The 25,117-nt window shown below is 67.7% G+C and carries 25 protein-coding genes and 1 tRNA gene; 13 read left to right on the forward strand and 13 right to left on the reverse strand.

What is annotated here, in order from left to right; genetic code table 11:
- The first annotated feature begins 22 nt into the window (after window positions 1-22).
- Entirely contained in the window at window positions 23-583 is a 561-nt protein-coding gene (locus AC1ROD_RS08550) for a hypothetical protein (protein WP_492947843.1), read from the forward strand.
- Here the strand turns inward: AC1ROD_RS08550 and AC1ROD_RS08555 are convergent.
- On the reverse strand, window positions 580-1,194 hold the full coding sequence (locus AC1ROD_RS08555; protein ID WP_492947844.1) for a hypothetical protein: 615 nt from the start codon (window positions 1,192-1,194) through the stop codon (window positions 580-582). The two genes, AC1ROD_RS08550 and AC1ROD_RS08555, sit on opposite strands and share 4 nt — an antisense overlap.
- Before the next feature lie 142 nt (window positions 1,195-1,336).
- Between AC1ROD_RS08555 and gatC the strand changes: the two genes are divergently transcribed.
- A complete protein-coding gene (gatC, locus tag AC1ROD_RS08560; protein ID WP_207931788.1) occupies window positions 1,337-1,624 on the forward strand; it encodes an Asp-tRNA(Asn)/Glu-tRNA(Gln) amidotransferase subunit GatC in 288 nt (95 codons plus the stop codon).
- A 2-nt stretch (window positions 1,625-1,626) separates the two neighbouring features.
- Entirely contained in the window at window positions 1,627-3,105 is a 1,479-nt protein-coding gene (gene gatA, locus AC1ROD_RS08565) for an Asp-tRNA(Asn)/Glu-tRNA(Gln) amidotransferase subunit GatA (RefSeq protein ID WP_492947845.1), read from the forward strand.
- Window position 3,106: 1 nt separating this feature from the next.
- On the opposite strand, the gene AC1ROD_RS08570 is transcribed toward gatA, so the two are convergent.
- Window positions 3,107-4,438: a glycoside hydrolase family 1 protein gene (locus AC1ROD_RS08570; RefSeq protein ID WP_492947846.1), complete on the reverse strand. Its 1,332-nt coding sequence runs from the start codon at window positions 4,436-4,438 to the stop codon at window positions 3,107-3,109.
- A 133-nt stretch (window positions 4,439-4,571) separates the two neighbouring features.
- Window positions 4,572-4,901 (reverse strand): hypothetical protein, encoded by a 330-nt coding sequence (locus AC1ROD_RS08575; RefSeq protein WP_492947847.1) that lies wholly within the window; start codon window positions 4,899-4,901, stop codon window positions 4,572-4,574.
- A 97-nt stretch (window positions 4,902-4,998) separates the two neighbouring features.
- On the opposite strand from AC1ROD_RS08575, the gene gatB reads away from it, so the two are divergent.
- Complete coding sequence (gene gatB, locus AC1ROD_RS08580; protein WP_492947848.1) at window positions 4,999-6,504, forward strand: Asp-tRNA(Asn)/Glu-tRNA(Gln) amidotransferase subunit GatB; 1,506 nt, start codon at window positions 4,999-5,001, stop codon at window positions 6,502-6,504.
- A 120-nt stretch (window positions 6,505-6,624) separates the two neighbouring features.
- Here the strand turns inward: gatB and AC1ROD_RS08585 are convergent, their stop codons facing one another.
- From AC1ROD_RS08585 to AC1ROD_RS08595, 3 genes are all read right to left on the reverse strand, one after another.
- The gene (locus AC1ROD_RS08585) at window positions 6,625-7,050 is read right to left on the reverse strand and encodes an RcnB family protein (protein WP_492947849.1); all 426 of its coding nucleotides are present in this window, start codon (window positions 7,048-7,050) and stop codon (window positions 6,625-6,627) included.
- A gap of 185 nt (window positions 7,051-7,235) precedes the next feature.
- Entirely contained in the window at window positions 7,236-8,405 is a 1,170-nt protein-coding gene (locus AC1ROD_RS08590) for an RcnB family protein (RefSeq protein WP_492947850.1), read from the reverse strand.
- A 185-nt stretch (window positions 8,406-8,590) separates the two neighbouring features.
- Window positions 8,591-9,136 carry an RcnB family protein gene (locus tag AC1ROD_RS08595; protein ID WP_492947851.1) on the reverse strand — a complete coding sequence of 182 codons (546 nt, stop codon included), beginning with the start codon at window positions 9,134-9,136 and terminating at the stop codon, window positions 8,591-8,593.
- Between the two features lie 189 nt (window positions 9,137-9,325).
- Between AC1ROD_RS08595 and AC1ROD_RS08600 the strand changes: the two genes are divergently transcribed.
- Window positions 9,326-10,048: a glutathione S-transferase N-terminal domain-containing protein gene (locus AC1ROD_RS08600; RefSeq protein ID WP_492947852.1), complete on the forward strand. Its 723-nt coding sequence runs from the start codon at window positions 9,326-9,328 to the stop codon at window positions 10,046-10,048.
- Window positions 10,049-10,279: 231 nt separating this feature from the next.
- Window positions 10,280-10,594, forward strand: a complete 315-nt coding sequence (locus tag AC1ROD_RS08605; protein ID WP_492947853.1) for a sel1 repeat family protein — start codon at window positions 10,280-10,282, stop codon at window positions 10,592-10,594.
- A 103-nt stretch (window positions 10,595-10,697) separates the two neighbouring features.
- Here AC1ROD_RS08605 and AC1ROD_RS08610 read toward each other — a convergent pair whose 3' ends face one another.
- Window positions 10,698-11,447 (reverse strand): polysaccharide biosynthesis/export family protein, encoded by a 750-nt coding sequence (locus AC1ROD_RS08610; protein WP_492947854.1) that lies wholly within the window; start codon window positions 11,445-11,447, stop codon window positions 10,698-10,700.
- Window positions 11,448-11,583: 136 nt separating this feature from the next.
- Between AC1ROD_RS08610 and AC1ROD_RS08615 the strand changes: the two genes are divergently transcribed.
- On the forward strand, window positions 11,584-13,032 hold the full coding sequence (locus tag AC1ROD_RS08615) for a GumC family protein (protein ID WP_492947855.1): 1,449 nt from the start codon (window positions 11,584-11,586) through the stop codon (window positions 13,030-13,032).
- Between the two features lie 68 nt (window positions 13,033-13,100).
- Window positions 13,101-13,802 carry a P-loop NTPase family protein gene (locus AC1ROD_RS08620; RefSeq protein ID WP_492947856.1) on the forward strand — a complete coding sequence of 234 codons (702 nt, stop codon included), beginning with the start codon at window positions 13,101-13,103 and terminating at the stop codon, window positions 13,800-13,802.
- Here the strand turns inward: AC1ROD_RS08620 and AC1ROD_RS08625 are convergent.
- From AC1ROD_RS08625 to AC1ROD_RS08640, 4 genes are read right to left on the reverse strand one after another with little or no spacing between them, the layout of a single operon-like run.
- The gene (locus AC1ROD_RS08625; protein ID WP_492947857.1) at window positions 13,799-14,755 is read right to left on the reverse strand and encodes a glycosyltransferase family 2 protein; all 957 of its coding nucleotides are present in this window, start codon (window positions 14,753-14,755) and stop codon (window positions 13,799-13,801) included. The two genes, AC1ROD_RS08620 and AC1ROD_RS08625, sit on opposite strands and share 4 nt — an antisense overlap.
- A complete protein-coding gene (locus tag AC1ROD_RS08630) occupies window positions 14,752-15,684 on the reverse strand; it encodes a glycosyltransferase family 2 protein (protein WP_492947858.1) in 933 nt (310 codons plus the stop codon). The genes AC1ROD_RS08625 and AC1ROD_RS08630 overlap by 4 nt, the downstream gene beginning before the upstream one ends.
- Window positions 15,681-17,132 (reverse strand): lipopolysaccharide biosynthesis protein, encoded by a 1,452-nt coding sequence (locus AC1ROD_RS08635; protein WP_492947859.1) that lies wholly within the window; start codon window positions 17,130-17,132, stop codon window positions 15,681-15,683. Before AC1ROD_RS08635 ends, AC1ROD_RS08630 begins: the two co-directional genes overlap by 4 nt.
- 7 nt (window positions 17,133-17,139) lie before the next feature.
- Window positions 17,140-18,693 (reverse strand): exopolysaccharide biosynthesis polyprenyl glycosylphosphotransferase, encoded by a 1,554-nt coding sequence (locus AC1ROD_RS08640; protein ID WP_492947860.1) that lies wholly within the window; start codon window positions 18,691-18,693, stop codon window positions 17,140-17,142.
- Between the two features lie 157 nt (window positions 18,694-18,850).
- Here AC1ROD_RS08640 and AC1ROD_RS08645 point away from each other — a divergent pair.
- The 5 genes from AC1ROD_RS08645 (at window position 18,851) to egtB (ending at window position 24,535) form a co-directional block, all read left to right on the forward strand.
- Window positions 18,851-18,942 (forward strand) — tRNA-Ser (locus AC1ROD_RS08645).
- A gap of 177 nt (window positions 18,943-19,119) precedes the next feature.
- Window positions 19,120-20,442 (forward strand): Hsp70 family protein, encoded by a 1,323-nt coding sequence (locus AC1ROD_RS08650; protein WP_492947861.1) that lies wholly within the window; start codon window positions 19,120-19,122, stop codon window positions 20,440-20,442.
- A 97-nt stretch (window positions 20,443-20,539) separates the two neighbouring features.
- Complete coding sequence (locus AC1ROD_RS08655; protein WP_492032885.1) at window positions 20,540-20,845, forward strand: SCP2 sterol-binding domain-containing protein; 306 nt, start codon at window positions 20,540-20,542, stop codon at window positions 20,843-20,845.
- Between the two features lie 112 nt (window positions 20,846-20,957).
- Window positions 20,958-22,169, forward strand: coding sequence for an acyl-CoA dehydrogenase family protein (locus AC1ROD_RS08660; protein ID WP_492947862.1), 1,212 nt, complete (start codon window positions 20,958-20,960; stop codon window positions 22,167-22,169).
- 209 nt (window positions 22,170-22,378) lie between these two features.
- Complete coding sequence (egtB, locus tag AC1ROD_RS08665; RefSeq protein ID WP_492947863.1) at window positions 22,379-24,535, forward strand: ergothioneine biosynthesis protein EgtB; 2,157 nt, start codon at window positions 22,379-22,381, stop codon at window positions 24,533-24,535.
- Window positions 24,536-24,618: 83 nt separating this feature from the next.
- On the opposite strand, the gene AC1ROD_RS08670 is transcribed toward egtB, so the two are convergent.
- Both AC1ROD_RS08670 and AC1ROD_RS08675 read right to left on the reverse strand, forming a co-directional pair.
- Entirely contained in the window at window positions 24,619-24,846 is a 228-nt protein-coding gene (locus tag AC1ROD_RS08670) for a con-10 family general stress protein (protein ID WP_492947864.1), read from the reverse strand.
- Between the two features lie 96 nt (window positions 24,847-24,942).
- The gene (locus tag AC1ROD_RS08675) at window positions 24,943-25,101 is read right to left on the reverse strand and encodes a hypothetical protein (protein WP_492947865.1); all 159 of its coding nucleotides are present in this window, start codon (window positions 25,099-25,101) and stop codon (window positions 24,943-24,945) included.
- Between the last annotated feature and the right edge of the window lie 16 nt (window positions 25,102-25,117).

A 25,117-nucleotide genomic window follows, 5' to 3' on the forward strand; every position in this document is an offset into this window, starting at 1 on the left:
TCGCTACGGGAGGGCTCAAAAAATGAAATCCACTGCCTCGATACTCATCATCGCCGCGGTCGCCGTGTCTCTGTCGGGTTGCGACCGCCTCGGCGCCGCCTGGACCGCGTTCCAGGCTCCGAAAGCGCCCGCCGCGCCTGCTGCTGTGCCTGCGGTACCTGCCGAACCGGCCGCCGCCGCATTGACCGCGAGCGGGCATGGCCTGCCGGTCAAGGCGTTGCCGGACGCCAATCTCCAGTCCTACGCCTCGGTCGTGGAGGTGCATGCGCTGGCCGAAGCCACGGGCATGGACGGCAAGATCTTCGGGGTGGCGGGCGGCGACCCGGCCATGAACGGAGAACAGACCTATATCGCCTTCTACCGCAGCCCGGCCGAGGGCTGGTGGGTCTATCAGATCGGCGATTTCCTCTCGTTCAAGGTCCTGGGCCAGTCGTCCGGACGGGTCGATCTGGAGGTCGAGGAAAGCACCATGGATCAGGCGACCGGGACCATCGGAACCCGCACCCGCCGCATGATCATCGGCTTCGACGTCCGGCCCGCGGACGACCAGCCGGTCATGCTGGAGATCACGCCCGCGACCTAGTGGGCGGCGGCCTGGGGCCGGCACGCCCGGCTGTAGGCCTCGTCATAGGGTTTGCCGAAACAGGCGATCAGGCCGTCGAGGACCTCGAGGTTCATCGGCCATTTGACCTCGACGCCGAACCGGGAACGGAAGTCGGCGACGGTCTCGTCCCAGGTCGGCGGGGGCGGCGTCGCGGCCAGCCGGGCGCGGGCGGCTTCCAGCGCCGCGCGGTCGCCGTTCAGGAAGGCCACGGTGCCGATGGCGTACTCCTGGAAGCCGTCGCCGGTCGATGTCGGGTTCACCCCGGCCATCAGCAGGCGCACGGCCCGCTCGGTCTGGCCCAGACCCGCGCGCAGCTGGCCTTCGTGCCAGTAGTTGATGTGCAGATCGCCGGCCTTGAGCTCGGCCCGGTGCGCCTCGCGCCAGTCGGCCAGAAGATCGGCGGCGGCCGCGGTGCAACCCGGCTTCTGCTCCAGCGCCCGCCAGCCGCCGGACAGGTCCTGATCGAAGGCGTCGGGCGACAGGGCCATCATCGCCTCGCGGTCGTAGGCGCAGGCGGGGGCCATCGTGAGTTCGGGCGGGGGCGCGGACATGGTCTGGAGGGCGGCGGCGAAGGCGAGGGCGGTCAGCATGCGCGAAGCTCCGATGAGGACGGCCAAGGCTAAGCTTGCGATTGCGGCGCCCGTGCGGCCTCGAACACGCCGCTGAATCCTTGTGCATCCGGCCGTGGCCCGCTAGTCACCGCCCCTTGCACTTTGACTATCGGAGGGCCGCATGGCCATCGACGCCGCGACGGTGCGCAAGGTCGCCCACCTCGCCCGCATCAAGACCCCTGAAGACCGCCTGGAGCCGCTGGCCCAGCAGTTGAACGGCATCATGGCCTGGATCGACCAGCTGAACGAGGTCGACGTCGAGGGCGTCGAGCCCATGACCTCGAACGTGGCCCAGCCCCTGCGTCTGCGCGAAGACGTCGTCACCGACGGCGCCAAGGTCGACGCCGTCCTGTCGAACGCCCCGAAGTCGGCGGACGGCTTCTATGTCGTGCCCAAGGTGGTCGAATAGTCATGAGCGACCTGACCAAATTGACCCTCAAGGGCGCCGTCGACGGCCTGAAGGCGAAAGACTTCACCTCCGAGGAAATCACCCGCGCCTTCCTGTCCAATATCGAGGCCGCCAACCCGACCCTGAACGCCTATGTCGAAGTGACGGGCGAGAAGGCCATCGGCATGGCCAGGGCCTCCGACGCGAAGCTGGCGGCCGGCGAGGGCGGGGTGCTGGAAGGCGCGCCGCTGGGCATCAAGGACCTGTTCTGCACCGACGGCGTCCAGACGACCGCCGGCTCCAACATGCTGCGCGGCTTCGTGCCGCCGTATGAATCGACCGTGACCGCCAATCTGTGGCGCGACGGGGCGGTCATGCTGGGCAAGCTGAACATGGACGAGTTCGCCATGGGCTCGTCGAACGAGACCTCGGCCTTCGGTCCGGTGGTCAATCCGTGGAAGTCGAAGGGCTCCAACGCCGACCTGACCCCGGGCGGCTCTTCGGGCGGTTCGGCCTCGGCCGTCGCCGCCGACCTGTGCCTGGCCGCCACGGCGTCCGACACCGGCGGCTCGATCCGCCAGCCCGCCGCCTTCACCGGCACGGTCGGGATCAAGCCGACCTATGGCCGCGCCAGTCGCTTCGGCATGGTGGCCTTCGCCAGCTCGCTGGATCAGGCCGGACCGATCGCCAAAAACGTGGAAGACGCGGCCCTGCTGCTCAACTCCATGTGCTCGTTCGACCTCAAGGATTCGACCAGCCTCGACGTCCCGACGCCGGACTGGACCCAATCGGTCGGCAAGTCGGTCAAGGGCCTGCGCATCGGCGTGCCCAAGGAATATGTCGTCGACGGCATGCCCGCCGAGATCCAGGCCCTGTGGGACCAGGGCATCGCCTGGCTGAAGGACGCCGGCTGCGAGATCGTGCCGATCAGCCTGCCGCACACCAAGTACGCCCTGCCGGCCTATTACATCGTCGCCCCGGCCGAGGCCTCGTCCAACCTGGCCCGCTATGACGGCATGCGCTTCGGCCATCGCGCCGAAAACACGACCAGCCTGACCGACCTCTATGAGACCTCGCGCGCCGAGGGCTTCGGCAAGGAGGTCCAACGTCGCCTGACCATCGGTGCCTATGTGCTGTCGGCCGGATTCTACGACGCGTATTACGTCCGCGCCCTGAAGGTCCGTCGCCGCATCGCCGAGGACTTCGACAAGGTCTGGGGCCAGGTCGACGCCATCGTGACGCCGTCCACGCCGTCCGCCGCCTTCGCCATCGGCGACAAGGAGGTCGATCCGGTGCGGATGTACCTGAACGACGTCTTCACCGTGACCACCAACCTGGCCGGCCTGCCGGGCCTGTCGGTGCCCGCGGGCATCGACTCGAACGGCCTGCCGCTCGGTCTTCAGGTCATCGGCAAGGCGCTGGACGAGGCCACGGTCTTCCAGGTGGGCGCCGCGCTTGAAAAGGCCGCCGGCTTCACCGGCAAGGCGGAGAAGTGGTGGTAGGCTAGATCACATTCGCCTTCGCGATCCGGCCGAGATGCAGCGCGCTCGGCCGGGGTTTCCTCTCGAACGTCACCCGATCCACCGCCGCCAGGCCGAACGGCATCGAATAGCCCGAGGTCCATTCGAAATTGTCGAGCAGCGACCAGTAGAGGTAGCTGTGCACCGGGATGCCCTCGTCGAGGCATTCCCGCACCCCGTCCAGCGCGGCGTCGATGAAGGCGATGCGGCGGGCGTCGTCGGCGACGGCCGTGCCGCTTTCGGTGACATAGACGGGCTTGCCGACGGCGGCGTGGGCCCAGCGGATAGTGTTCGCCAGCGCCTGCGGATAGAATTCATAGCCTGACATCGTCAGTTCGGCGCCCGGCGGCGGCGGCAGGACGCCGTCCTCGCCGACCGTGAAGCGGGTGTAGGTCTGGACCCCGAAGACGTCGGCATGGCTGCGCGCCACGGCGATCCAGTCGCCGTAGAGCTTCTGACGATACCGTTCGACCAGATCGGGCCGGCCGGGCGACTGGATGTCCTGGGTGGTCAGGGTGATGCCGACCGGCAGCTCGGGGCGGATCGCCTTGATGGCGTCAAAGGCCTTGCGGTGGGCCTCCTGCATCAGCGGGCCCGCGACCGCCGCGTCGGCGAAGGCCAGGCGGGAAAAGCGCGGGGAATCGGTCGCTTTCGCCGCCGCCGCGATGGCCGCCGCCACCGTCGCCTTCGCCGCCACTGTCGAGGGCATCATATCGACCAGCAGGCGGATATTGGCCTCGTTGAAGGTTGTGACGATGTGCATCCGGTCGCCCAGCCGCTCGACCACCTTCGCGCAATAGCGGGCGAAGAGATCGGGCGAATCCGGCGCCTCGAACCCGCCGCGCTTCGCGAACCACAGGGGCGTGGTGAAGTGGTTCAGGGTGATGACCGGCTTCAGCCCCCGCGCCACGCAGGCGTCCAGCATCCGGGAATAGTGGTCCAGTTCGGCGTTGGAGAAGACGCCCTCGCTCGGCTCGATCCGCGCCCATTCCACGCCGAAGCGATGGCAGTTGAAGCCCAGGGCCTGGGCCAGGGCGAAGTCCTCGTCGAAGCGGTGATAGCTGTCGCAGGCGTCGCCCGAGCGTTCGCGGAACATGCTGGGCTGGAGGTTCTCCATCAGCCAGGCGTCGGCGTTCGTGTTGTTGCCCTCGCTCTGATAGGCCGAGATGGCCGTACCCCAGAGGAAGCCGGGCGGAGCGGGCTTGCGGCGCTTCTGCGGGGGCTGGGCGGCTGCGGGAGCGGCGCTCGCGGCGACGAGGCCCGCGCCTCCGGTCGTGAGCAGGCGGCGACGCCCGATACCGGTGTTGTGGTCCATGTCGTCCTCCCGGCGGCCTCTGTTCGGGCGGCTCAGGGGAAGACGATAATCCTGGTCAAAGAGTCAGTAAAGTGATCCGGAAGCCGGCCCGGAGCGCGAAACGTCGCGGCTCCGGACCGTTCGGGGAAGGGGGTTAGTGAGCCGCCAGGGCCTTCAGATCGGTGTCGATGGCGGCGATCAGCTCGTCGGTGATGTGGCCCTGGGAATAGGGGGCGACGGCGCGCAGGGTCATGCCCTTGAACTGGCCATAGGCGGGGTGCTGGTCGAGGCCGGGAAGGTGCTTGAGCACGACGGCCTTGGTCTCAGCATCGGCCATCAGGGCCTCGATGGAGCTTTCGATGGTCGGATGGGCGGCGTGGGCCGCTGGGGCGGGCGCCGGAGCCGGGGCAGGGGCCGTCTGGGCCGAGGCGGCGCCGGCGATCAGCAGGGAGGCCGCGGCGGCGGCGAACAGGGTCTTTTGCATCTTCTTCTCCGTGGAATGCGCGCCAGATGAGCGTGGTTTGGCGACAACCTCAAGACAGCCTCTTTCTCCCCGCGCCCGACGGCGCTAGGACGACCGGATGACCGACACGACCACTTCCACCGCCAAAACCATTCAGGGCCGGACCGGCCCTTGGGAACTCGTCATGGGGCTGGAGATCCACGCCCAGGTGGCCTCGAAGGCCAAGCTCTTCTCCGGCGCCGCCGTGGGCTTCGGCGCGGGTCCGAACGAGCAGGTGTCGCTGGTCGACGCCGGCTTCCCCGGCATGCTGCCGACCCTGAACAAACACTGCGTCGAACAGGCGGTGAAGTCGGGCCTGGGCCTGCGCGCGAAGATCAATCTGAAGAGCCAGTTCGACCGCAAGAACTACTTCTATCCCGACCTGCCGACCGGCTATCAGATCTCCCAGCTCTATTTCCCCATCGTGGGCGAGGGCGTGGTCGAGGTCGAGGCCGAGGACGGCAGCTTCTTCAACGTCGGCATTGAGCGCCTGCACCTGGAACAGGACGCGGGCAAGCTGATCCACGACCTGTCGCCGACCGAGAGCTTCGTCGACCTGAACCGCGCCGGCACGGCCCTGATGGAGATCGTGTCGCGTCCGGACATCCGTTCGGCGGAAGAGGCGGTCGCCTACGTCAAGAAGATCCGGACCATCCTGATCTATCTGGGCACCTGCGACGGCGACATGGAGAAGGGCAATCTGCGCGCCGACGTCAACGTCTCGGTCTGCCGTCCCGGCCAGTACGAGAAGTTCAAGGCGACGGGCGACTTCTCGCACCTCGGCACGCGCTGCGAGATCAAGAACGTCAACTCCTTCCGCTTCATCTCCCAGGCCATCGGGATCGAGGCGCGCCGTCAGATCGAGATCCTCGAGGACGGCGGCAAGATCGATCAGGAGACCCGTCTCTACGATCCGAACAAGAACGAGACCCGCTCGATGCGGTCCAAGGAGGAGGCGAACGACTATCGCTACTTCCCCGATCCCGACCTGCTGCCGCTGGAGATCGAACAGGCCTGGATCGACGAGATCAAATCGGCCCTGCCGGAGCTGCCCGACGACAAGCGCCGCCGGCTGATGAGCCAGTACGGCCTGTCGCAGTACGACGCCGTTGTCCTGATCTCGGATCAGGCCAAGGCCGACTATTTCGAGGAGGCCGCGAAGGGCCGCGACGCCAAGCTGGTTGCCAACTGGGTCACCAACGAACTGTCGGCCCGCCTGTCGGCCGATAACCTCGAGTTCGACGCCAGCCCGCTGCCCGCGGCCCATGTCGCCGAGCTGGTGGCCCTGATCGAGGAGGGGGTCATCTCCTCCAAGATCGCCAAGGAAGTCTTCGAGCACGTCTGGAACGGCGAGGGTTCGCCCCGCGCCGTCGTCGAGGCGCGTGGTCTGGTCCAGGTCAATGACACCGGCGCCATCGAAAAGGCCGTCGACGAGCTGATCGCCGCCAACCCCGACAAGGCCGCCGCCGTCGCCGAGAAGCCCCAGGCCCTCGGCTGGTTCGTGGGCCAGGTCATGAAGGCCACCGGCGGCAAGGCCAACCCGGCCTCGGTCAACGAAATCCTGAAGGCGAAGCTCGGTCTTTAGGGCGCTACCGCTCGCGACGCGGTCGCTCGCTGCTTGAGCGCGTTCGGCGTCTGATGACACAATAAAAAGCCCGCCCGGATCGCTCCGGGCGGGCTCTTTCTTATGCGGCGTGTGAGGCCTTTAGTTGCTTAGCAGCGAGATGATCACGCCGGTCGCCAGGGCCGCCAGGACGATGTCGCCCGTGTCGGTCCGGTAGTAGCCGTAGCCGCGCGGCGGAGGGGCGTAGCCGTAGCGGTTGTAGTCGCGGATGTACCAGTTCGAACGGTACTGATACGGCAGGGTCCCGCCGCGGTAGTAGCGACGTTGGTCCTGACGGTAGTCCCGGCGCTGGTCGGCGTAGTAGCGGCGGTCGTCGTTGTAGCGCTCGCGGTTGGTGTAGCGGCCGCCGTCGTAGCGGTTGCGGTCGGCGCGGCGCTCGTTGCGCTCGTAACGGCCGTCGTGGTCGCGGTCGCCGCCGCGCCACGACTGGGCGGAAGCGGCCATGGGGGTGGCGACGACGGCGAGGGCGGCGGCGCCCAGGGCGGCCAGCTTGATGATCTTCGTCATGACGTGTCTCTCCTTTGAGACTGCCGCGGGGGCGGCGTGAAAACCCGACATGGTGAAGGATTAGGCTTTCCAGCCTGAACCGCGCCTGAACGGGCCTGTCAGGGTTCAGGGTTTTACCGGATAGACAAACGGCCCCTCCGGAAGGAGGGGCCGCGGTCATTCTCAGGTTGTGAGACCTGCAGACGCTACCAACGCCAGGCGCTGCGGATCACGTCGATGATATAGCCGTCGTACTCGTCGATCAGATAGATCGAGTTGTCGACATAGACCCAGCGGGTGCCCTCGGGCGGATAGCCGAGGCCATAGGTCCGGTAGTCGTTGATGCTGTAGCGCCAGAAGATCGACGGCAGGTACTGGCCGACATAGTATTGCACGCCGTAATAGCTGCGCGGCACGCTGTAATAGCCGTAGCCCGGGGCGAAATAGAAGCCGAAGCGGACGCCGTTCCAGCCGCGGAAACGGCTGTCGTTGCGCCACCAGTCGTCGCGGTGGCTGCGGCTCCAGTTCTGTTGCCAGCGGTTGGAGTCGAAGCGGTTGCGGTACTCCTGACGCTGCCGATCGCGGTCACGGTTGTCCGGACGGCCCTGATTGCCGTTCCAGCCGCCGTTGTTCCCGGGCCGGCCCTGGTTGCCGTTCCAGCCGCCATTGTTGCCGGGGCGACCCTGGTTTCCGTTCCAGCCGCCGTTGTTGTTCCCGTTGCCGGGACGGCCCTGATCCGGGCGTCCCTGATCCGGGCGTCCCTGATCCGGGCGTCCCTGATCCGGGCGTCCCTGATCGGGCCTGCCTTGATCCGGGCGACCGCCGTTGGGGTTCCAGCCGCCGTTTCCGTTGCCCGGACGGCCCTGGTCAGGACGGCCCTGGTCAGGACGGCCCTGGTCAGGACGGCCCTGATTGGGGCGGTCGGGACGGTTCTGCCCGCCGTTCCACCCGCCGTTCTGGCCACCGTTCCAGCCGCCGTTTTGGCCGCCCGAAGGACGGTCCGGACGCGACGGTTGCTGCTGGGGCTGTTGTTGGGAGGGCTGCGACGGCCGGTCAGGGCGCTGTCCGCCATCGCTGCGGCCACCACCGCGATCGCCCCGATCGCCACCACGGTCGCCGTCCCAGTTCGGACGGTCGCCGGACGAGGGACGCCCGGCGCTATCGTCACGTTGGGGCGCGGATTGCTGCTGGGCGCCGCCGCGGTCGCCGCCGCGGTCGCCGTTGTTGTTGTTGCGGCGGTTGGTGTCACGCTGCGGCGCCCTGGCGGTGGCTTCCTGGCCGCGATCACCGCGGTCCTGGGCCAGGGTGGCGACAGGCGCCATCGCCGGGACGGCGAAGGCGGAGATGGCGGCGAACACCATCAATGTGCGTTTCATGGTCGTTATTCCCCGCACGCCCCTGATGGGCGGCTCGTGGTCAATTTCCGATTTCGTCCATGAACCCTGTCTGAATGAAAACGGACCCGAAAGTGAAGTCTGCGTAATGTATCGCCGGTCCCCGGACACGAAAAAGCCCCGCCGGCCATAGACCTGCGGGGCTCTTCTTCGATCGGGCGCCAGGTCTAGTAGACGCCCGACAGGACGCTGGCGATCAGGCCGGTGGCGACGGCGATCATCACGATGTCGCTGCCGGCGTGGACATAGGCATAGCCGCGCGGGGCCGGACGCAGGCCGTAGACATACGGGTCACGCACGTAATAGCCGCGGTAGGCCGAGGGCAGGTAGCCGCCCCGCTGCCAGCGATAGCCGGCGTAGCGCGGATCGACGCGGTAGTAGCCGTAGCTCGGCGCGTACCAGTAGCCGCTGCGGTAGCCGCGGTAGTCGTAGAAGTCCTGACGGCCGCGATACCAGTCGCGATTGTTGCGGTCCCAGCGCTGGTCCTGACGCCAGTCGCGGCGGTCGTCACGACGGTCGTAGCGGTTGTCCTGACGCCAGTCCCGGCGGTCGTCGCGGCGGTCATAGCGGTTGTCGCGACGGTCATCGCGACGGTCATCGCGGCGGTCCTGGCGATAGTCCGGACGGCCATAGCTCTGGGCCTGGGCGGCGAGGGGGGCGGCGGTGGTCGCGACGGCCAGGGCCATGACGGCCGCCTTCATCAGTCGGTTCATCTTCATGCTCCTTGCTCTGGTGCGCGACGGACATTCCGTCTTGCCCCGTTGAAGATGGCTAACGGTCGCGCTCCGCGCATGAACTCGCCCTGAACGCGAGTGTCAGGTTTCGGAAGCGACACCGTTGCGCCTCGCGACGGCAGGCCCCAGATCGGTTCGGGGGCGATCCGGCCCGCTGGAGGCCACTGCATGACCCGTCCGATCGAGCTTTGGTACTGGCCCACGCCCAACGGCTGGAAGATCTCCATCGCGCTTGAGGAGATGGGTCTGCCCTATGAGGTCAAGTACGTGAACATCGGGGCGGGCGAGCAGTTCACGCCCCAGTTCCAGGCCATCAGCCCCAATGGCCGGATGCCCGCCATCATCGATCCGGACGGCCCCGATGGCCTGCCGTTGTCGATCTTCGAGTCGGGGGCGATCCTGCAGTACCTCGCCGCCAAGACGGGCAAGTTCTACGCCTCGGATCTTCGCCACAAGGCCGAGATCGATCAGTGGCTGTTCTGGCAGGTCGGCGGCCTGGGGCCCATGGCCGGTCAGACCCACCATTTCCGGCAGTACGCCCCCAGCATGATCAAGGACCAGCGCCAGATCGCCTATGGGGTGCGGCGCTATACGAACGAGACCAACCGCCTGTACGGCGTCATGGACAAGCGACTGGCCGACCGGCCCTATCTGGCCGGCAATGACTATTCGATCGCCGACATGGCGTCCTGGCCGTGGATCCTGCCGACGCTGCAGGGCCAGAACCTCGACGACTTCCCGCATCTGAAGGCCTGGGTCGAGCGGGTCGGCGAACGGCCGGCGGTCCAGGCGGGCAGGGCGCTGGGCGAGGATCTGCGCAAGAACCTCGCCGCCTCGGGCAAGGCGGCCGAAGAGGCGCGCAAGGTTCTGTTCGGTCAGAGGGCGCGTTGAACAGGGGCGTAGGGGCTTTGCCGGGGTCGTTTGTTAACCTTGAGAATACCCGAATAAACGCAGGGTTACCGGCGAGTTCATGATGTCTGAACGTGTCGCGGAACTTTGGTAAAGTCTTTACACAAAAGGCTTTTTCGACCCCGTTGCTGTTAACTCTAACTTCAAACCGCGGGTATTTGATGTGACCTCGAAGGACGGCTCCAGAATGGCAGCCACTAGAGGAAGACGACGATGACCGCGCAAGAAACCGCGCCCGAGTTTGTTGAGGCCGCCGCCGATGAGGCGATGATGCCACTGCCGACCCCCGACATGGACGGCGACATGCTGTTCCGCCTGGGCATGCAGTATTCGTCCGGTTCGGGCGGCTGCCCGATGGACCGGGTCTCGGCCCACATGATCTTCAACCTGGCCGCCATGAAGGGCTCCATCGAGGCGCGCGTCTATCGCCGCGAGATGTCGCAGGAAATGGAACGCGAAGAGATCGCCGAAGCCCAGAAGGCCGCCCGTCGCTACATCGACGCCGGCGTGGTCACCCTGGCCGCCTGATCAAGACGCAGACGGCGCGCTCAATCGGGCCGCCGTCCGTCGAGAGGGCAGGAGTGATCTCGCGCTCAAGCAGCGAGCGACCGTGTCGCAAGCGATAGCGCCCTTAAAACTGCTGATACTGGCCGTTGATCGTATAGGTGAAGCCGATCGGCAGAGCCGCCTTCACCTGGGTGAAGAAGACCGCCAGTTCGCCGAGCGTCGAGCGCGGCACATAGATCAGGTCGCCGCGGCGAAGCGCCACGACCTCGCCGCGACGGGGCCTCAGGTCCAGCACCCGCATCATCCGCCGTCCGCCCGGCCCGCGCCGGATCAGGGCGGCCTGTTCGGGCTTGCCGCTGGGCAGATAGCCGCCGGCCATGACCACCGCCTGATAGGCGTCGATGTCGCCGGGCATGTCGTAGACGCCGGGGTTCTTCACCTCGCCGTCGACCCAGACCTTCATCGGTCCCGCCGTCTTCAGCGTGATCTCGACCACCGGCCGCACCAGCTGGGTCGCGTAGGCGGCCGAAATCGTTTGTTGCAGATCATAGATGGAGCGGTCGGCCGCCATCACCTGGCCAATCAGGGGCAGGGCGATCCGGCCGTCGGGTCCCACCTTGACCGTACGGGTCAGCTCGGTCGCCGTGGGCGTCGCCACTTCCAGCTCGTCGCCGGGATAGAACAGATATTCGGGCTCCTGATCCGTCCAGTCCGAGAAGCCGATCTCCTGGAAGCCGCCGCTCTGCACCCGGTTGCCGGTGCGCGGCGCCGGATTGACCAGGGGCACGTGCGGTCCCCCGCCGCAGCCCGCGAGGGCGGATGACGCCGACAGGGCGCCGAGGGCGAGCAGGATCTGGCGGCGGTCAGCGGTCATGAGACGGGACGACTCGAGAAAAGGGACTCGGGGCAGGGGCCCTGGACCGGACCTTTACCGGTTATGGGTAACTGATGGTTAACGCCGCTCGGCGAAGGATCGCATCAGTACCTCATCCGATGGATTCGCTCGCCCTATGCGCACGGCCTATGTGACCGCCCGCCCACGTTACGGCCTCGCGGACATCGTCGGCCTGATGTTCCGCGAGCTGGGGCTGATGATCCTCATCTTCCTGGTGGTGTTCGTGCTCGGCGCCGCGGCGGTCATGACCCTGAAGAAGACCTATACCGCCACCGCCGAGGTCTATGCCGGGGCCGGCCAGGAATATGTCTATGAGCCGCGCGTCGGCACGGTCACCGAGCGCGCCAGCCCGCCGCCGTCGGGCGAGATCGCCCAGACCGAAGCCAATATCCTGACCAGCCGCGACGTGAAGCTGCGCGCCGTCCGTGCCCTGGGCGTCCAGACCTTCCAGAAGCCGGGCGGCAAGCCGGCCGCCGGATCGCTGGCGAAACAGGAAGGCGACGCGATCCGCGCCATCACCGAAGGTCTGGTCGTCGGCACCAGCCCGACCAGCTCGATCATCTCCCTCAGCTATGAGAGCGACAACGCCGAGAAGTCGGCCCGCGTCCTGGCCGCCGTGCTGGAGGCCTACAAGAACTATCGCCGCGAGGTCTTCCAGGACAACTCGACCCAGGCCATCGACGCCCAGCGCCAGACCTTCGAGGACGAACTGGCCAACGTCGATGACGCCTATGAGCAGTTCCTCGCCTCGAACGACATCGGCGATTTCGCCACCGCCAAGGCCGCGGCGACCGCGACATACCAGACCACCTTCACCGACCGGCTCTCGACCCAGGCCCAGCTCAGCCAGGCCGCGCGCCGCGTCGAGACCATCATGGCCCAGCTGGCCACCGTCCCGGCCGAGATCGTCCTGCAGCAGGACCTGAACATCGCCGCCCAGGACCAGATTCTGCAGAAGCGCACCGAGCGCGAGAACCTGCTGTCGCGCTATCGCCCCGATTCCCAGCCGATCCGCGACATCGACGCCCAGATCGCCCAGCTTCAGGCCTATGTCGCCGGCGGCGACACCGTCGGGGCCAAGGAGGTCCGCACCGGGCCGAACCCGAGCTGGGTCGCGCTGGATACGGCCCGCACCACGGCGGAAGCCGACCGCGACGCCCTGGCCGCCCGTCTGGCGGTGCTGGACGGCCAACTGGCCGCCCTGCGCGAGCGTCAGGCCCGCCTGACCCAACTGGAATCGAAGAACGCCATCTTCTCCGGCAATCGCGATGTCCTGACCGCCAACATCAAGGAATTCCAGCAGCGCGGCAGCCAGAGCCGGGCCGACAACGGCCTCGTCGCCTCGGGCGCCGACAATGTGAAAATCCTGTCCCACCCGGCCGCCCCGACCAAGGGCTCCAGTCTGAAGGCGCCGCTGCTGATCCTGGTCTTCCTGTTCGCCGGCTTCACCGCCCTGTGCGTCGGCCTTCTGCGGGTGTTCACCCGGCGCGGCTTCGCCACCCCGGCCTCGGCGGGACGCACCCTGCAGATGCCGGTCCTCGCGGTCGCCCCGGTGAAGGCCTGACGCCGGATGTCCCCGCTTTTTCAAGGGCGTGATAGCCTGAGAGCGGCGGAGAACGCGTAACCGATTCGATGGTCGATCTCACAACCGAAATGGCCGGCCTCTGGGCCGCCCTGGGCTCCGGCCCCGCCCACCGCGGGCGGGTGATCCAGTTCGCCTGCGCCGGGACCGGCGAGGGGACCTCGACCGTCGCCCGGGAGTTCGCCCGTCTGGCCGCCGTGCGCGCCAGAAAGCCCGTCTGGCTGGTCGACGCCGACCTGGCCCAGCAGGGGCAGCAGGAGACGGTCGCCGCCGAGGTCGAGCGTTTCGGTCGCCTGGGTTCGCCCGCCGCCGCCTCGCCCGACGGCTCGGTCTTCTATGCGGTGACGCCCCCGATCCTGGGCCGGGACGGCCGCCCCGTCGATCCGGCCCGGCTGATGACCGCACGCCCTTGCCTCGGCGGGCGTCTGTGGGTGACCCGGTTCCGCGCCGAGACCCTGCGCTCGGGCCAGCGCGCCGAACCCCTGCCGGATCCGCGCTACTGGGACGCCATGCGCAAACACGCCGACACGGTCGTCATCGACAGCCCGGCGGCCGATCGCAACGACGTCGCCATCACCCTGGCCCCCTATGTCGACGCCACCATCCTGGTGGTCGCCGCCGAGAGCACCGCGCCCAACGAGCCCGTCATCCTGCGCGATGAGATCGAAGCCGTCGGCGGCCGCATCGCCGGCGTCGTCGTCAACCGCTCGACCTACAAGCCGCCGTCGTTCCTGCGGCGGCTGGTGGGCTAGGCCTTCGCCTTCTCCAGCCGCTCAAGCTCGCGCACGCCGTAGAAATGCGGCTCGAAGCCCTTCGTCCAGAAGACCTTGCCCAGACCGCGCGCGGCCTTGTCGAGCGCCTCGGCGCGCTTGTCATTGCCGACGATGGTGAGGGCCAGCGCGGCCAGACCCCAGACGCCCGCCTGAGCTGCCCCGATGGCCATCCACAGCAGCATCCGCACCGGCTTGCCCTCGCGCCAGGCCAGCTGGGGCGGGCTCTGGCCATAGGCGAAGGCGCGGGTGAGGGCGTAATTCAGGGTGGCGCGATGGGCAGGGGCGAACTCGTCGACCCAGGCGTCGGCGGCCCAGCCGAAGGTCCCGCCGCGCATCGACAGGGCCGAGAACAGGGCGTCGTCCTCGCCGCCGCTCTGGTCGGTCTTCGGATCGAACGGCGCGTCGCCGGGCAGGGCGGTCGCCCTCAGCATCAGCGAGTTGCCACAGCCGTAGGCGTGGTCGATCAGACCCGTCTTCTCCGGCCCCTGCCGCCCGAAGAAGGTCTCCAGATAGCGGGTGGTCCAGCCCGTGCCCGGCGGCACCCGGCCGTGGATGGGACCGAAGACCACATCGCACTTCAGCGTCTCGCGCGCCTTGATCAGCTTCGCCAGCCAGGTCGGCGTGGCGCGTTCGTCGTCGTCGAGAAAGGCGATCAGGGGCGAGAGGGTCGCGGCCAGCCCGGCGTTCCTCGCCGTCGACACGCCCGGGCGGGGCTCGTGCCGATAGACCAGCGGGACCGGGCATTTCTCCGTCAGCCGTCCAACCACGACCGCCGCGCTGCCCTCGGGATCGTTGTCCACGACCACGACACTGGCCAGCCGGTGCTCCACGCCCTTTTGCGCGAAGACAGACTTCAGGGCGCGTTCGAGGAACTCCGGGCGACGCATCGTCGGGATGATGACGGCGACATCCTTGATCGGCGGCCCCTTCATACGGCCTCGGCATATAGGGCGGCGCGGTAGAGCCTGAGCGAGAAGGCGCGCGCCTTGACCGGCAGCCAGCCGGTCATCGCCGCCTGTTTCATCATCGGCCGCACGGCTTTCAGCATCGGCAGGTGCTTGAGCTTTTTCGCCACGCGGAAGCTGGGATAGCCGGAGACGATGTCCGGATGCTTGGCGACGACGCGGGCGAAGTTGGCGGCCGACTGTTCATACTTGCCCGCCAGCGACGCCGTGGTGTCGAGGCCCATATGGGTCGCGGGATTGTCGACGTGGATCACCGCCCAGCGGCGCGAGACGCGCATGGCCCATTCCACATCCTCCCAGCCCCAGCCGGTGAAGGCGGAATCGAAGGCCTCGGCCTCGAACACGTCACGGCGGACCAGAAGGTTGGAGGTGAAGACGTATTTCTCTGGCGTCAGGGCGCGCACATCGTGCGGCAGGCATTCCGACTTGGTCGCCATGGCCCGATGGACCGAGAATTTCCCGTCGTTCGGCGCCTGCAGCAAGGAGAAGCCGCCGAAGGCCACGGCCGGGTCCTGCGCCTTCACCAGATCGGCCCAGGCGCCGAGGAAGTGGAACTGGTCCGGCCGCATGTCGCTGTCGAGGAACAGCAGGCTGCCGCCCCGCGCCGCCGCAGCCAGACGGTTGCGCCCGACCGAGCGTCCCTCGTTCTTCGCCAGGGTGATCAGCCGCACGGGCAGGCTCATATGGGTGATGACGTCGATCAGCCCGCCGGTCAGGGCCTTGTCGCCGGTGCCGTCGTCCAGCACCACGATCTCGACCGAGCGGCCCACCGAGGCGGCCTCGCGGTCCAGCAGCTTGAGCAGCTCGCGCGGATCGTCGCGCAGGAAGGGCATCAGCACCGACAGAATCGGCTCGGCCCCCGTCCAGGCGGCGTTTTCGGTGAGGCGGGCGGTCATGCCGTGACCTGTCGGGCGCGGAACTTCTGGAGCAGGCCCAGCGCGATGTCGCGCACGCCAGCGGCGTTGATGGTCAGGGCCACGGCCGCATAGACGATGCCGCCCACGGAGGCGTCGAGGATCAGCTCGGGCAGGCCGCCGATGGCCGGCAGCAGGGCCACCGCCACGGCCATGATCCCCGTCGCGACGCCGCAACGGATCAGCGGCTCCCACGGCACGGGCAGGGGCACGACCTTGCGACCCAGCAACATGGTCGCCAGCATGCCGAGGCCGAAGCTGATCGCCGTCGACCAGGCCGCCCCGATGACGCCGAAGCGTGGAATGAGGATGAAGTTCAGCACGACATTGCCCAGCGCCGGCACGCTCATGGCCACCAGCAGCAGCTTCGTCCTGCGCCCGAGGGTGAAGGCCTGTCCGAAATAATAGGCGGTGAGGCCGTACAGCAGGGCTGAAAGGGCGACCCAGGGCGTCACCTGCGCCGCGGCGACCCTCAGGCTCTCGCCGATCATCACCTCGCCCAGCGGCTTGGCCACCAGCGCCACGCCCGCCGCGGCCGGGAAGCCGATCAGGAAGAAGGTCGAGGCCTGTTCGCGCGCGGCGATCTTCAGCTTTTCAAGCCCGCCGCGCTCCAACGCCATGACCAGGGCCGGCTGACCCGCCGCGCCCAGCCACAGGAACAGCACGTCCAGCGTCCGGTTCGCGATGGAGTATCCCGCGTGATAGGCGCCGACCGCCGCCTCATCCATGAACAGGGCCAGCAGGAAGCGGTCGGTAGAGGCCAGCACCAGAGCCAGCGTCAGCGACGCCGCGATCGGATAGCCATAGGCGGCGTAGGACTTCAGCCGGGCCGGATCGACCACGCCCGACTTCGCCTGTTTCAGCTCGCCCGGCAGGATGAAGGGCAGGGCGGCCAGAGGGGCCAGACCCAGTCCTGCCAGAGGCGCAGCCCCGCCCGCGCCGCACAGGGCGAATGCCACGCCGATGCACAGCCCGCCGATGGTCGTCGCCATGTCCAGCATGGCCGAGCGCGAGACCTCGCCCGCCGCGCGGAACCTCTCCTGCGCCAGCTTGGCCAGACACCGCGCCGGGCTTCCGATCAGGCCCGCGCCGATGGCCGCCTTGAACAGCGGGTCGATGGGCGCGAACCACAGGACGATGACCGCCACGGGGATGAACCCTGCGATCAGGATGAAGGCGGTGCGATAGATGCTGGCGAAATGGGCGGCCATGTCGGCGCCCGCCTGTTGCGCCGCCCAGAAACGCGCCATCGCCGCCTCCAGCCAGCTGAAGACGGCGACGTGGCACAGGGTCACGATGGAGAAGGCCAGGGCGTAGCGGCCGAAATCCTCGGGCGTCAGCAGGCGCGTGAAGATGAAGATGGCCAGAAACCCGACCACCCCCTGCACGATATTCGCGGGCAGATAGCCCCAGACGCCACGCCAGAACATCAGACGATCACCGGACCGCCGACCGGTCGCCCAGCAGGACGGGCAGGGTCACGGCCATGATCCACAGATCCAGCCAGAAGGACTGCCGCTCGATATAGTCGACGTCCAGCTGCACCCGGCGGCGCACGTCATGGGCGCTGTCCAGCGGCCCGCGCGAGCCGTTGATGGCGGCCCAGCCGGTCATGCCGGGCTTGATGCGGTGGCGATGGGCGTATTCGGCGACCAGCAGGGCGGATTCGACCTGACCGGTCTTCATGCCGATGGCGTGGGGCCGCGGACCGACCAGCGACATCTCGCCGGTCAGGACGTTCAGAAGCTGCGGCAGTTCGTCGAGGCTGGTCTTGCGCAGGAACTTTCCGACCCTGGTGATCCGGTCGTCGTCGGCCGTGACCTGACGCGAGGCGGTGGCGTCGGAGGCCTCCTGACGCATGGAGCGGAATTTCCACACCACGATGGCTTCCTGATTGAAGCCGTGGCGGCGCTGGCGGAAGAAGATCGGGCCGGGGCTGTCCAGCTTCACGGCCAGGGCGCACAGGCCGATGATCGGCGAGACCGCGATCAGGCCCAGACCGCCGATGACGATGTCCTGCAGTCGCTTGTGAAAGGCGCGGCGGTCCGCGTCTGCGGCGTTCAGCGAGGCCAGCGGCGCGCGGGCCAGCTTGGTCAGGGCGGCGGTGCGCTCCTCCTCGCCCTGCGGATCCACCAGCAGGGTGACTTCATTGGGCAGGGTCTGCAGCCGCGCCGTCAGCTCGCGCACCCGGGCCTGGGCCTCGGGATCGATGGCCAGGACGATGCGGTCGACGTAGGGGGTGATCTTGTGGTTCAGCAGGGCATCGGCGGCGCCCAGAACCGGCACGCCCTCGACGCTGTCGGGGTTGCGGGCCAGACGGTCGTCGAACACGCCCAGCACATTGATGTCGCGACGCTTGAGCGCGTCCTTGATCAGCCGCTCGGCATGGCGGGTCGCGCCCACCACCACGATATTGGGCGTCAAGGCGCCGGTGTCGCGCCAGTGGGCCACAAGGCCGCTCCAGACGCTGTGCAGGATGATGACGGTCAGAAGGGTAGCGCCGGCCCAGACGCCGATCGTCTCCAGCTCCACCGCCGGGCCGCGCAACAGCCAGCCGAGACCCAGTCCCAGACCGCCGGCCGTCGCGACCACCCCGGTCAGGGCGGTCAGATGCAGGGTGAGCGAAGACTGACGGTCGAACTGATAAAGGCCTAGCGACCGCATCAGGCCCAGAACCACGACCGCGCCGAGGATCATGGGCGCGGCGCGCGCGATCTCCAGCGCCATCAGATTATCGGGCGACACCGCCCAGCCGCAGGCCAGGGTCACGGCGATGACCGACAGTACGTCGACCGTGCGGAAATAGTGCACCGACAGGCGCGAACCGTGCTTCTGGCGCGCGTTCAACCACACCTCGGGCCGGAACGGGCCGCGCCGGGAGGCGCCCTCCGCCTTGGGGGCCAGCGCCTGCAACACGCCCGCATCGGCGGTGCGCGCGGCGGCCTCGGGCTCGCCCGTGAGAAGGCGGGTCGCGTTCAGGGTGTTCGACATCGTCGTCCGTCGGCTGGGGAACTCCGTCACATCCTGCACAGCCGCCGTGGATGTCGCGTTAACGCCCGGCGTTTTGCTGTTCGATCAAACTTCTGGCCTCAACTGACGTCTTGCCGATTGCGCCCGGCGACGACCTTCGCTATCGACGCCTCCTGCCGGAGACGTGGCCGAGTGGCTGAAGGCAACGGTTTGCTAAATCGTCATACCCTGTAAGGGGTATCGAGGGTTCGAATCCCTCCGTCTCCGCCAGTCCTGCTTCGCGCCGAAGCGCTACGCAGGACCATCGTCCCGACCGCTCCGGGACGTCCGACAAGCCCCCTCGCACCGATCGTGTCGAGGCGGGGCCTCTGTCCACTGACCTTCATTTCCCGTCCGGCCCATGCGCTCTCGCCAGCGGTGGGTCTCGCTGCGTTCCGAAAGCCATCCATGTCCGACCCCGTCCTGACCATCGGCATCGACTTCGGCACCACCAATACGGTGGTCGCGGTGACGCGCGCGGACGGCCAGGCCGAGGTGCTGCGGTTCGAGGCCCCGACCGGCGACCTGACCGCCTTCCGCTCGACCCTCGGCTTCCAGATGCATCAGACGCCGGGACAGGCGCCGGAGCGGGTGGTGACGGCCGGGCCCTGGGCCATCGACGCCTATGTCGAGGACCCGCTCGACACCCGCTTCATCCAGTCGTTCAAGAGTTTCGCCGCCAGCGCCGCCTTCACCGAGACGGTCATCGACAACCGCCGCTACAAATTCGAGGACCTGCTCGGCGCCTTCCTGCTGCAGCTGCGCAGCCATGGCGGGGAGGGGATGGCCGAGCTGCCGACCCGGATCGTGGTGGGACGGCCCGTGACCTTCGCCGGCGGTTCGCCCGATGCGGCCCTGGCGCTGGAGCGCTATCAGGCGGGGTTCGAGCGGCTGGGCTTCACCGACATCCGCTATGCCTATGAGCCGGTCGGCGCGGCCTTCTTCTTCGCCCGCACGCTCAAGGCCGACGCCACCGTTCTGGTCGCCGACTTCGGCGGTGGCACCAGCGACTTCTCCATCGTCCGCTTCGAACAGACGCCCGACGGCCTGCGCTCCCACGCCCTGGCCCGGTCCGGGGTCGGCGTGGCCGGCGACGCCTTCGACTACCGGATCATCGACCATCTGGTCTCGCCGGCGCTGGGCAAGGGCGGTCAGTACCGGACCTTCGACAAGACCCTGCCGATCCCCCAGCGTTACTACGCCGCCTTCGCCCGCTGGGACCAGCTGGCCCTGCTGCGCGCCTCGCGCGACATGAAGGACATCCGCGACCTGGCCCGCAACGCCGTCGAGCCCGGGAAGCTGGAGCGGCTGGTCGAGGTGCTGGACGACAACCACGGATATGCCCTCTATCAGGCCGTGTCCGCACTCAAGATGGCCCTGTCGGGCGCGGAGGAGGCGGACTTCGCCTTCAATGCCGGTTCCGTTTCCATCGAACAGACCGTCAGCCGCGCCACCTTCGAAGGCTGGATCAGCCCCGAGCTCCAGGCCATGGAAGCCGCCGTCGATCAGGCCCTGGCCGAGGCCGGGCTCGAGGCGACGGGGGTGGACCGCGTCTTCCTCACCGGCGGCACCTCCTTCGTCCCCGCCGTTCGCGACATCTTCGCGCGCCGCTTCGGCGCCGACCGCATCGAGACCGGCGGCGAATTCGAATCCATCGCCTCCGGGCTGGCCCTGATCGGACGTGAGGCGGACCTCGATCTCTGGACCGAGCGGCGTCAGGAACAGAGATAGAGAGAACTTGACCCGACGTGATCTTGTGAGGCCTCGCGCGGCGGTCTAGGGCTCTGGTCACCGAAATCCGGGCGACAAAATCCTAGGGAGACGACCCATGGCCGATCTGGCTCAAGTCACCGATCACATCCGCAACGCCGTCGGCGACAACTCCGGTCTGGGCAAGACCGTGAAGATCGACCTGGGCGACGCCGGCAAGATCTACATCGACGGCGCCTCGACCCCGAACACGGTCACCAACGAGGACAAGCCCGCCGACGCCACCGTCACCATCAGCTGGGACGATTTCATCGCCCTGTCGGAAGGCAAGCTGGACGGCATGATGGCCTTCATGCAGGGCAAGCTGAAGATCGCGGGCGACATGATGATCGCCCAGAAGCTGCCGGCGCTGCTGAAGCGCTGATGCGCGGCGCACAACACGACTGACGGACGGCGCGGCTCCTCGGGGGCCGCGCCGTTTTCGTTTCGACTCCCCAAGCCCGGCGCACGACCGGGAAACAAAAGAGGATACGCACATGGACTTTCAGCACAGCGAACGCGGCCTGCACTGGCAGGAGCGGGTGCAGCGCTTCATGGACGACAAGGTCTATCCGCGCGCCGAGGAATACTGGGCCCAGGTCCACGCCGACCACACCGTCCAGCCGCCGATCATGGAGACCATGAAGGCCGAGGCGCGCGAGGCGGGTCTGTGGAACATGTTCCTGCCGGGCGAGCACGGCGCGGGGCTGACCAACCTCGAATACGCGCCCCTGGCCGAGATCATGGGCCGGTCGCTGTGGTCGGCCGAGGTGTTCAACTGCAACGCCCCCGACACCGGAAATATGGAAGTCCTCCATATGTACGGCAACGAAGCCCAGCAGAAGCAGTGGCTGGAGCCCCTGATGGCCGGGACCATCCGCTCGGCCTTCCTGATGACCGAACCGGCCGTGGCCTCGTCCGACGCCACCAATATCCAGACCTCCATCGTCCGCGACGGCGACGAGTATGTGATCAACGGCCGCAAATGGTGGTCGACCAACATGGGTCACCCGAACGTCAGGATCGCCATCGTCATGGGCAAGACCGACACCTCGGCGGCGACGCACCAGCAACAGTCGCAGATCCTGGTGCCCACCGACACCCCCGGCTTCCGCGTCGAGCGCATGCTGACCGTCTTCGGCTATGACGAGCGCCCGATCGGTCACGCCGAGGTCGTGCTCGACAACGTCCGGGTGCCGGTCACCAACCTGATCGCCGGCGAGGGCCGGGGCTTCGAGATCGCCCAAGGTCGCCTCGGGCCGGGCCGCATCCACCACTGCATGCGCACCATCGGCGCGGCGGAGCGGGCCCTGGACCTGATGTGCGAGCGCCTGCTCAACCGCACCGCCTTCCGCAAGCAACTGGCCGAACATTCGGTTTGGGAGCAGCGCGTCGGCGAAGCCCGCACCAATATCGAGATGTGCCGCCTGATGGTGCTCAAGGCCGCCTGGATGATCGATCAGGCCGGCGCCAAGAACGCCAAGTCCGAGATCGCCCAGATCAAGGTCGCGGCCCCGCGCATGGCGCTCAAGATCATCGACGACGCCATCCAGGCCTTCGGCGGCGCCGGCGTCTCAGGCGACACGCCCCTGGCCGAACTCTACGCCGGGGTGCGGACCCTGCGCCTCGCCGACGGTCCGGACGAGGTCCACAACCGCACCATCGCGCGGCTCGAATACGCCAAGCACGGCGGCAAGCCGGTTCGGTAGAACGGCGCTCGCCCGTTTTTGTCAGCAGCCGTTCGCCGAAGGGGCTTTTCTTCCGGCGAACGGCGGTTGATCCATGGCGAAGCTGACGGTCATCCCCATTTCCCCGCCATCGACGCTTGCGGTTTCCGACACAGGAACCAAACCGCGCCGGTGACATTTCAGGGCCGGGTGGGGAACCGCCGTGGGCAACCCGGGCGGAGGCTGTCGCTATGAACGATCTCGCACGTATTCCGTCGTCCGCCTCGGACGACATCGACCTGTATCGGGCCGTGCGCGCCCGCATGCCGGAGCTGGCGCAGGGCCTTTCGCCTGAGGATCTGGCCGCCCAGCCCATGGCAGACGCCAGCCCGGGCAAATGGCATCTGGCCCACACCAGCTGGTTCTTCGAGGAGATGATCCTGGCCGCCGAGCCGGGCTACAAGCCGGTCGATCCGCGCTGGCGGCAGCTGTTCAACTCCTACTACGAAGCGCTGGGCCAACGCGTCGCCCGGCGCGAGCGCGGTCTGATGACCCGGCCCTCGCTGGACGAGGTTCTGGCCTATCGCCGCGAGATCGACCGGCGCATGGTCGACCGCCTGTCGCGCGGCCTGACGTCCGGCGCCGAACGCTATCTGTTCGCCCTGGGCCTGCATCACGACCAGCAGCATCAGGAGCTGTTCCTGATGGACCTCCTCTATCTGATGTCCCGCTCGCCTCTGGATCCGGTCGCCTATGCCGCCGAACCGCGCGAGGCGGCGGTTCAGTCCGCGGTCGGCGGCGTCACCCGTTTCGACGGCGGTCTGGTCACGATCGGCCATGACGGTTCGGGCTTCGCCTTCGATAATGAAGGTCCGGCGCACCAGACATTCCTCCAGCCCTTCGCCCTGGCCAATGATCTGGTGACCAACGGCGACTGGCTGCGCTTCATCGCCGACGGCGGCTATGACCGGCCCGAGCTCTGGCTGTCAGACGGCTGGGCGATGGTGAAGGGCGAGGGCTGGACCGCGCCGCTGTACTGGCATGCGGAGGAGGGGAACTGGTCTGTGTTCGGCCTCTCCGGCCTCGCCCCCGTCGATCCGACCGCTCGGGTGCGCCACATCTCCTTCTACGAAGCCGACGCCTACGCCCGCTGGGCCGGCAAGCGCCTGCCGACCGAGGTGGAATGGGAACATGCGGCCGTAACCAAGCCGTCCGCCTTCGCGAACCTGTTCGGAGAGGTCTGGCAGCACACGGCCAGCGCTTATTCCCCCTATCCCGGATTCAAACCGACCGACGGCACGGCGTCCGAGTACAACGGCAAGTTCATGGCCAATCAGATGGTCCTGCGCGGCTCCTGCTTCGCCACGCCTCCGGGCCACGCGCGGGCGACTTACCGCAACTTCTTCTATCCGCATCAAAGGTGGGCGTTCATGGGCCTCAGACTGGCCGAAGACCTCGCGCCCGACCGCGCGACCGCCGACACCGATGAGAGCGCGGAGTTCCGCGCCGAACTGATCGAAGGCCTGTCGAAGCCCCAGAAGGCCGTCTCGCCGAAATGGTTCTACGACGCCGAGGGTTCGCGCCTCTTCGAGGACATCACCCGCCTGCCGGAATATTATCCGACGCGGCAGGAGGCGGCCCTGCTCAAGGATCTGGCGCCGCGCCTGACCCGGGACTTCGGCGACAACGCCGTCCTGGTCGAGTTCGGCTCGGGCGCCAGCGAGAAGACCCGCATCATCCTCGACGCGGCGCCCAATCTGTCGACCTATATCCCCATCGACATCAGCCCCGACGCCCTGAACGAGGCGGCCGGGCGGATCACGGCGGCCTATCCGTCGATCGATGTCGTGCCGGTGGTCGGGGACTTCCTGAACCTGCCGCCGCTGCCGGAGCTGGGCCGCGGTCGTCGCATCGGTTTCTTCCCCGGCTCGACCATCGGCAATCTGGACCGCGAGGACGCCATCGCCTTCCTGAAGGTCGCGCGCGCCCGGCTGGACGACGGCTCCCTGTTCATTCTCGGCGTCGATCTGGTCAAGGCGCCCGAGCTTCTGGTCGCCGCCTATGACGACGCGCAAGGGGTGACGGCGGCGTTCAACAGGAACCTGCTGGTCCGCGCCAACGCCGAACTGGGCGCCGATTTCGATCTGGACGCCTTCGAGCATCTGGCGGTCTGGAACGCGGCCGAATCCCGCATGGAGATGCACTTGCGCTCGACGCGGGATCAGAGCGTCCACATCGGCGACACCACGATCCGCTTCACGAAGGGCGAGACCATCCACACCGAAAGCTCGCGCAAATACACCCGCGCCTCGGTGATCAAGATGGCCGAGGCGGCAGGCTGGACCGTCACCCTGTTCGAGACCAGCCCCGCGCCCTCCGTCGCCCTGGCCCTGCTCAGCGCAAGCTGAAGAGGGGTCGGCTGAGGCGCATAAGAAAAAGGCGGCGAAACCTTTCGGTCTCGCCGCCTGATCCTTGTGCTCTTCGGGGGAGGCTACTCCGCCTGGGTCTCGACGTCACCGGGACGCCGCGAGCCGTGCGAGGCCTCGCCGCCCTTGCGGCCGGCCTGGGCGGCCAGACCACGGTCCTGGGAGAAGCTTCTCTTCTCCGACGGGACGCTGGCCCCGCCCTTGCGGGCGATTTCGCGCTGACGTTCCGGGTCCATCGAGGCGAAGCCCCGCTTGGAGACACCCGAGGGGCGGTTGGTCTGACCTTCGGCCATTCGGCTGTTCCTTCCTGAGTAGTGTTGTGGCTCGCGATGAAGAACCCGGACGGTCGGCCAAGGTTCCGGGCGGAGATCATTCAGTCGCCAGAACAATCAACTTGCATTCTGATCAAACGTTCGGGAATCGGGTTCATCCCCAATGCCGGGATCAATCTGCGGCAACTCATCGGGCGCGCCGCCGGGATCGATATCCGGCGTTTCCGTGGGCTCATCGGGGAATTCGGGCGGGGCGCCCGGGTCGATATGGGTCATGTCGGTCTCCTGTCGA

The sequence above is a fragment of the Brevundimonas sp. GW821-FHT12E07 genome (genome assembly GCF_058807035.1).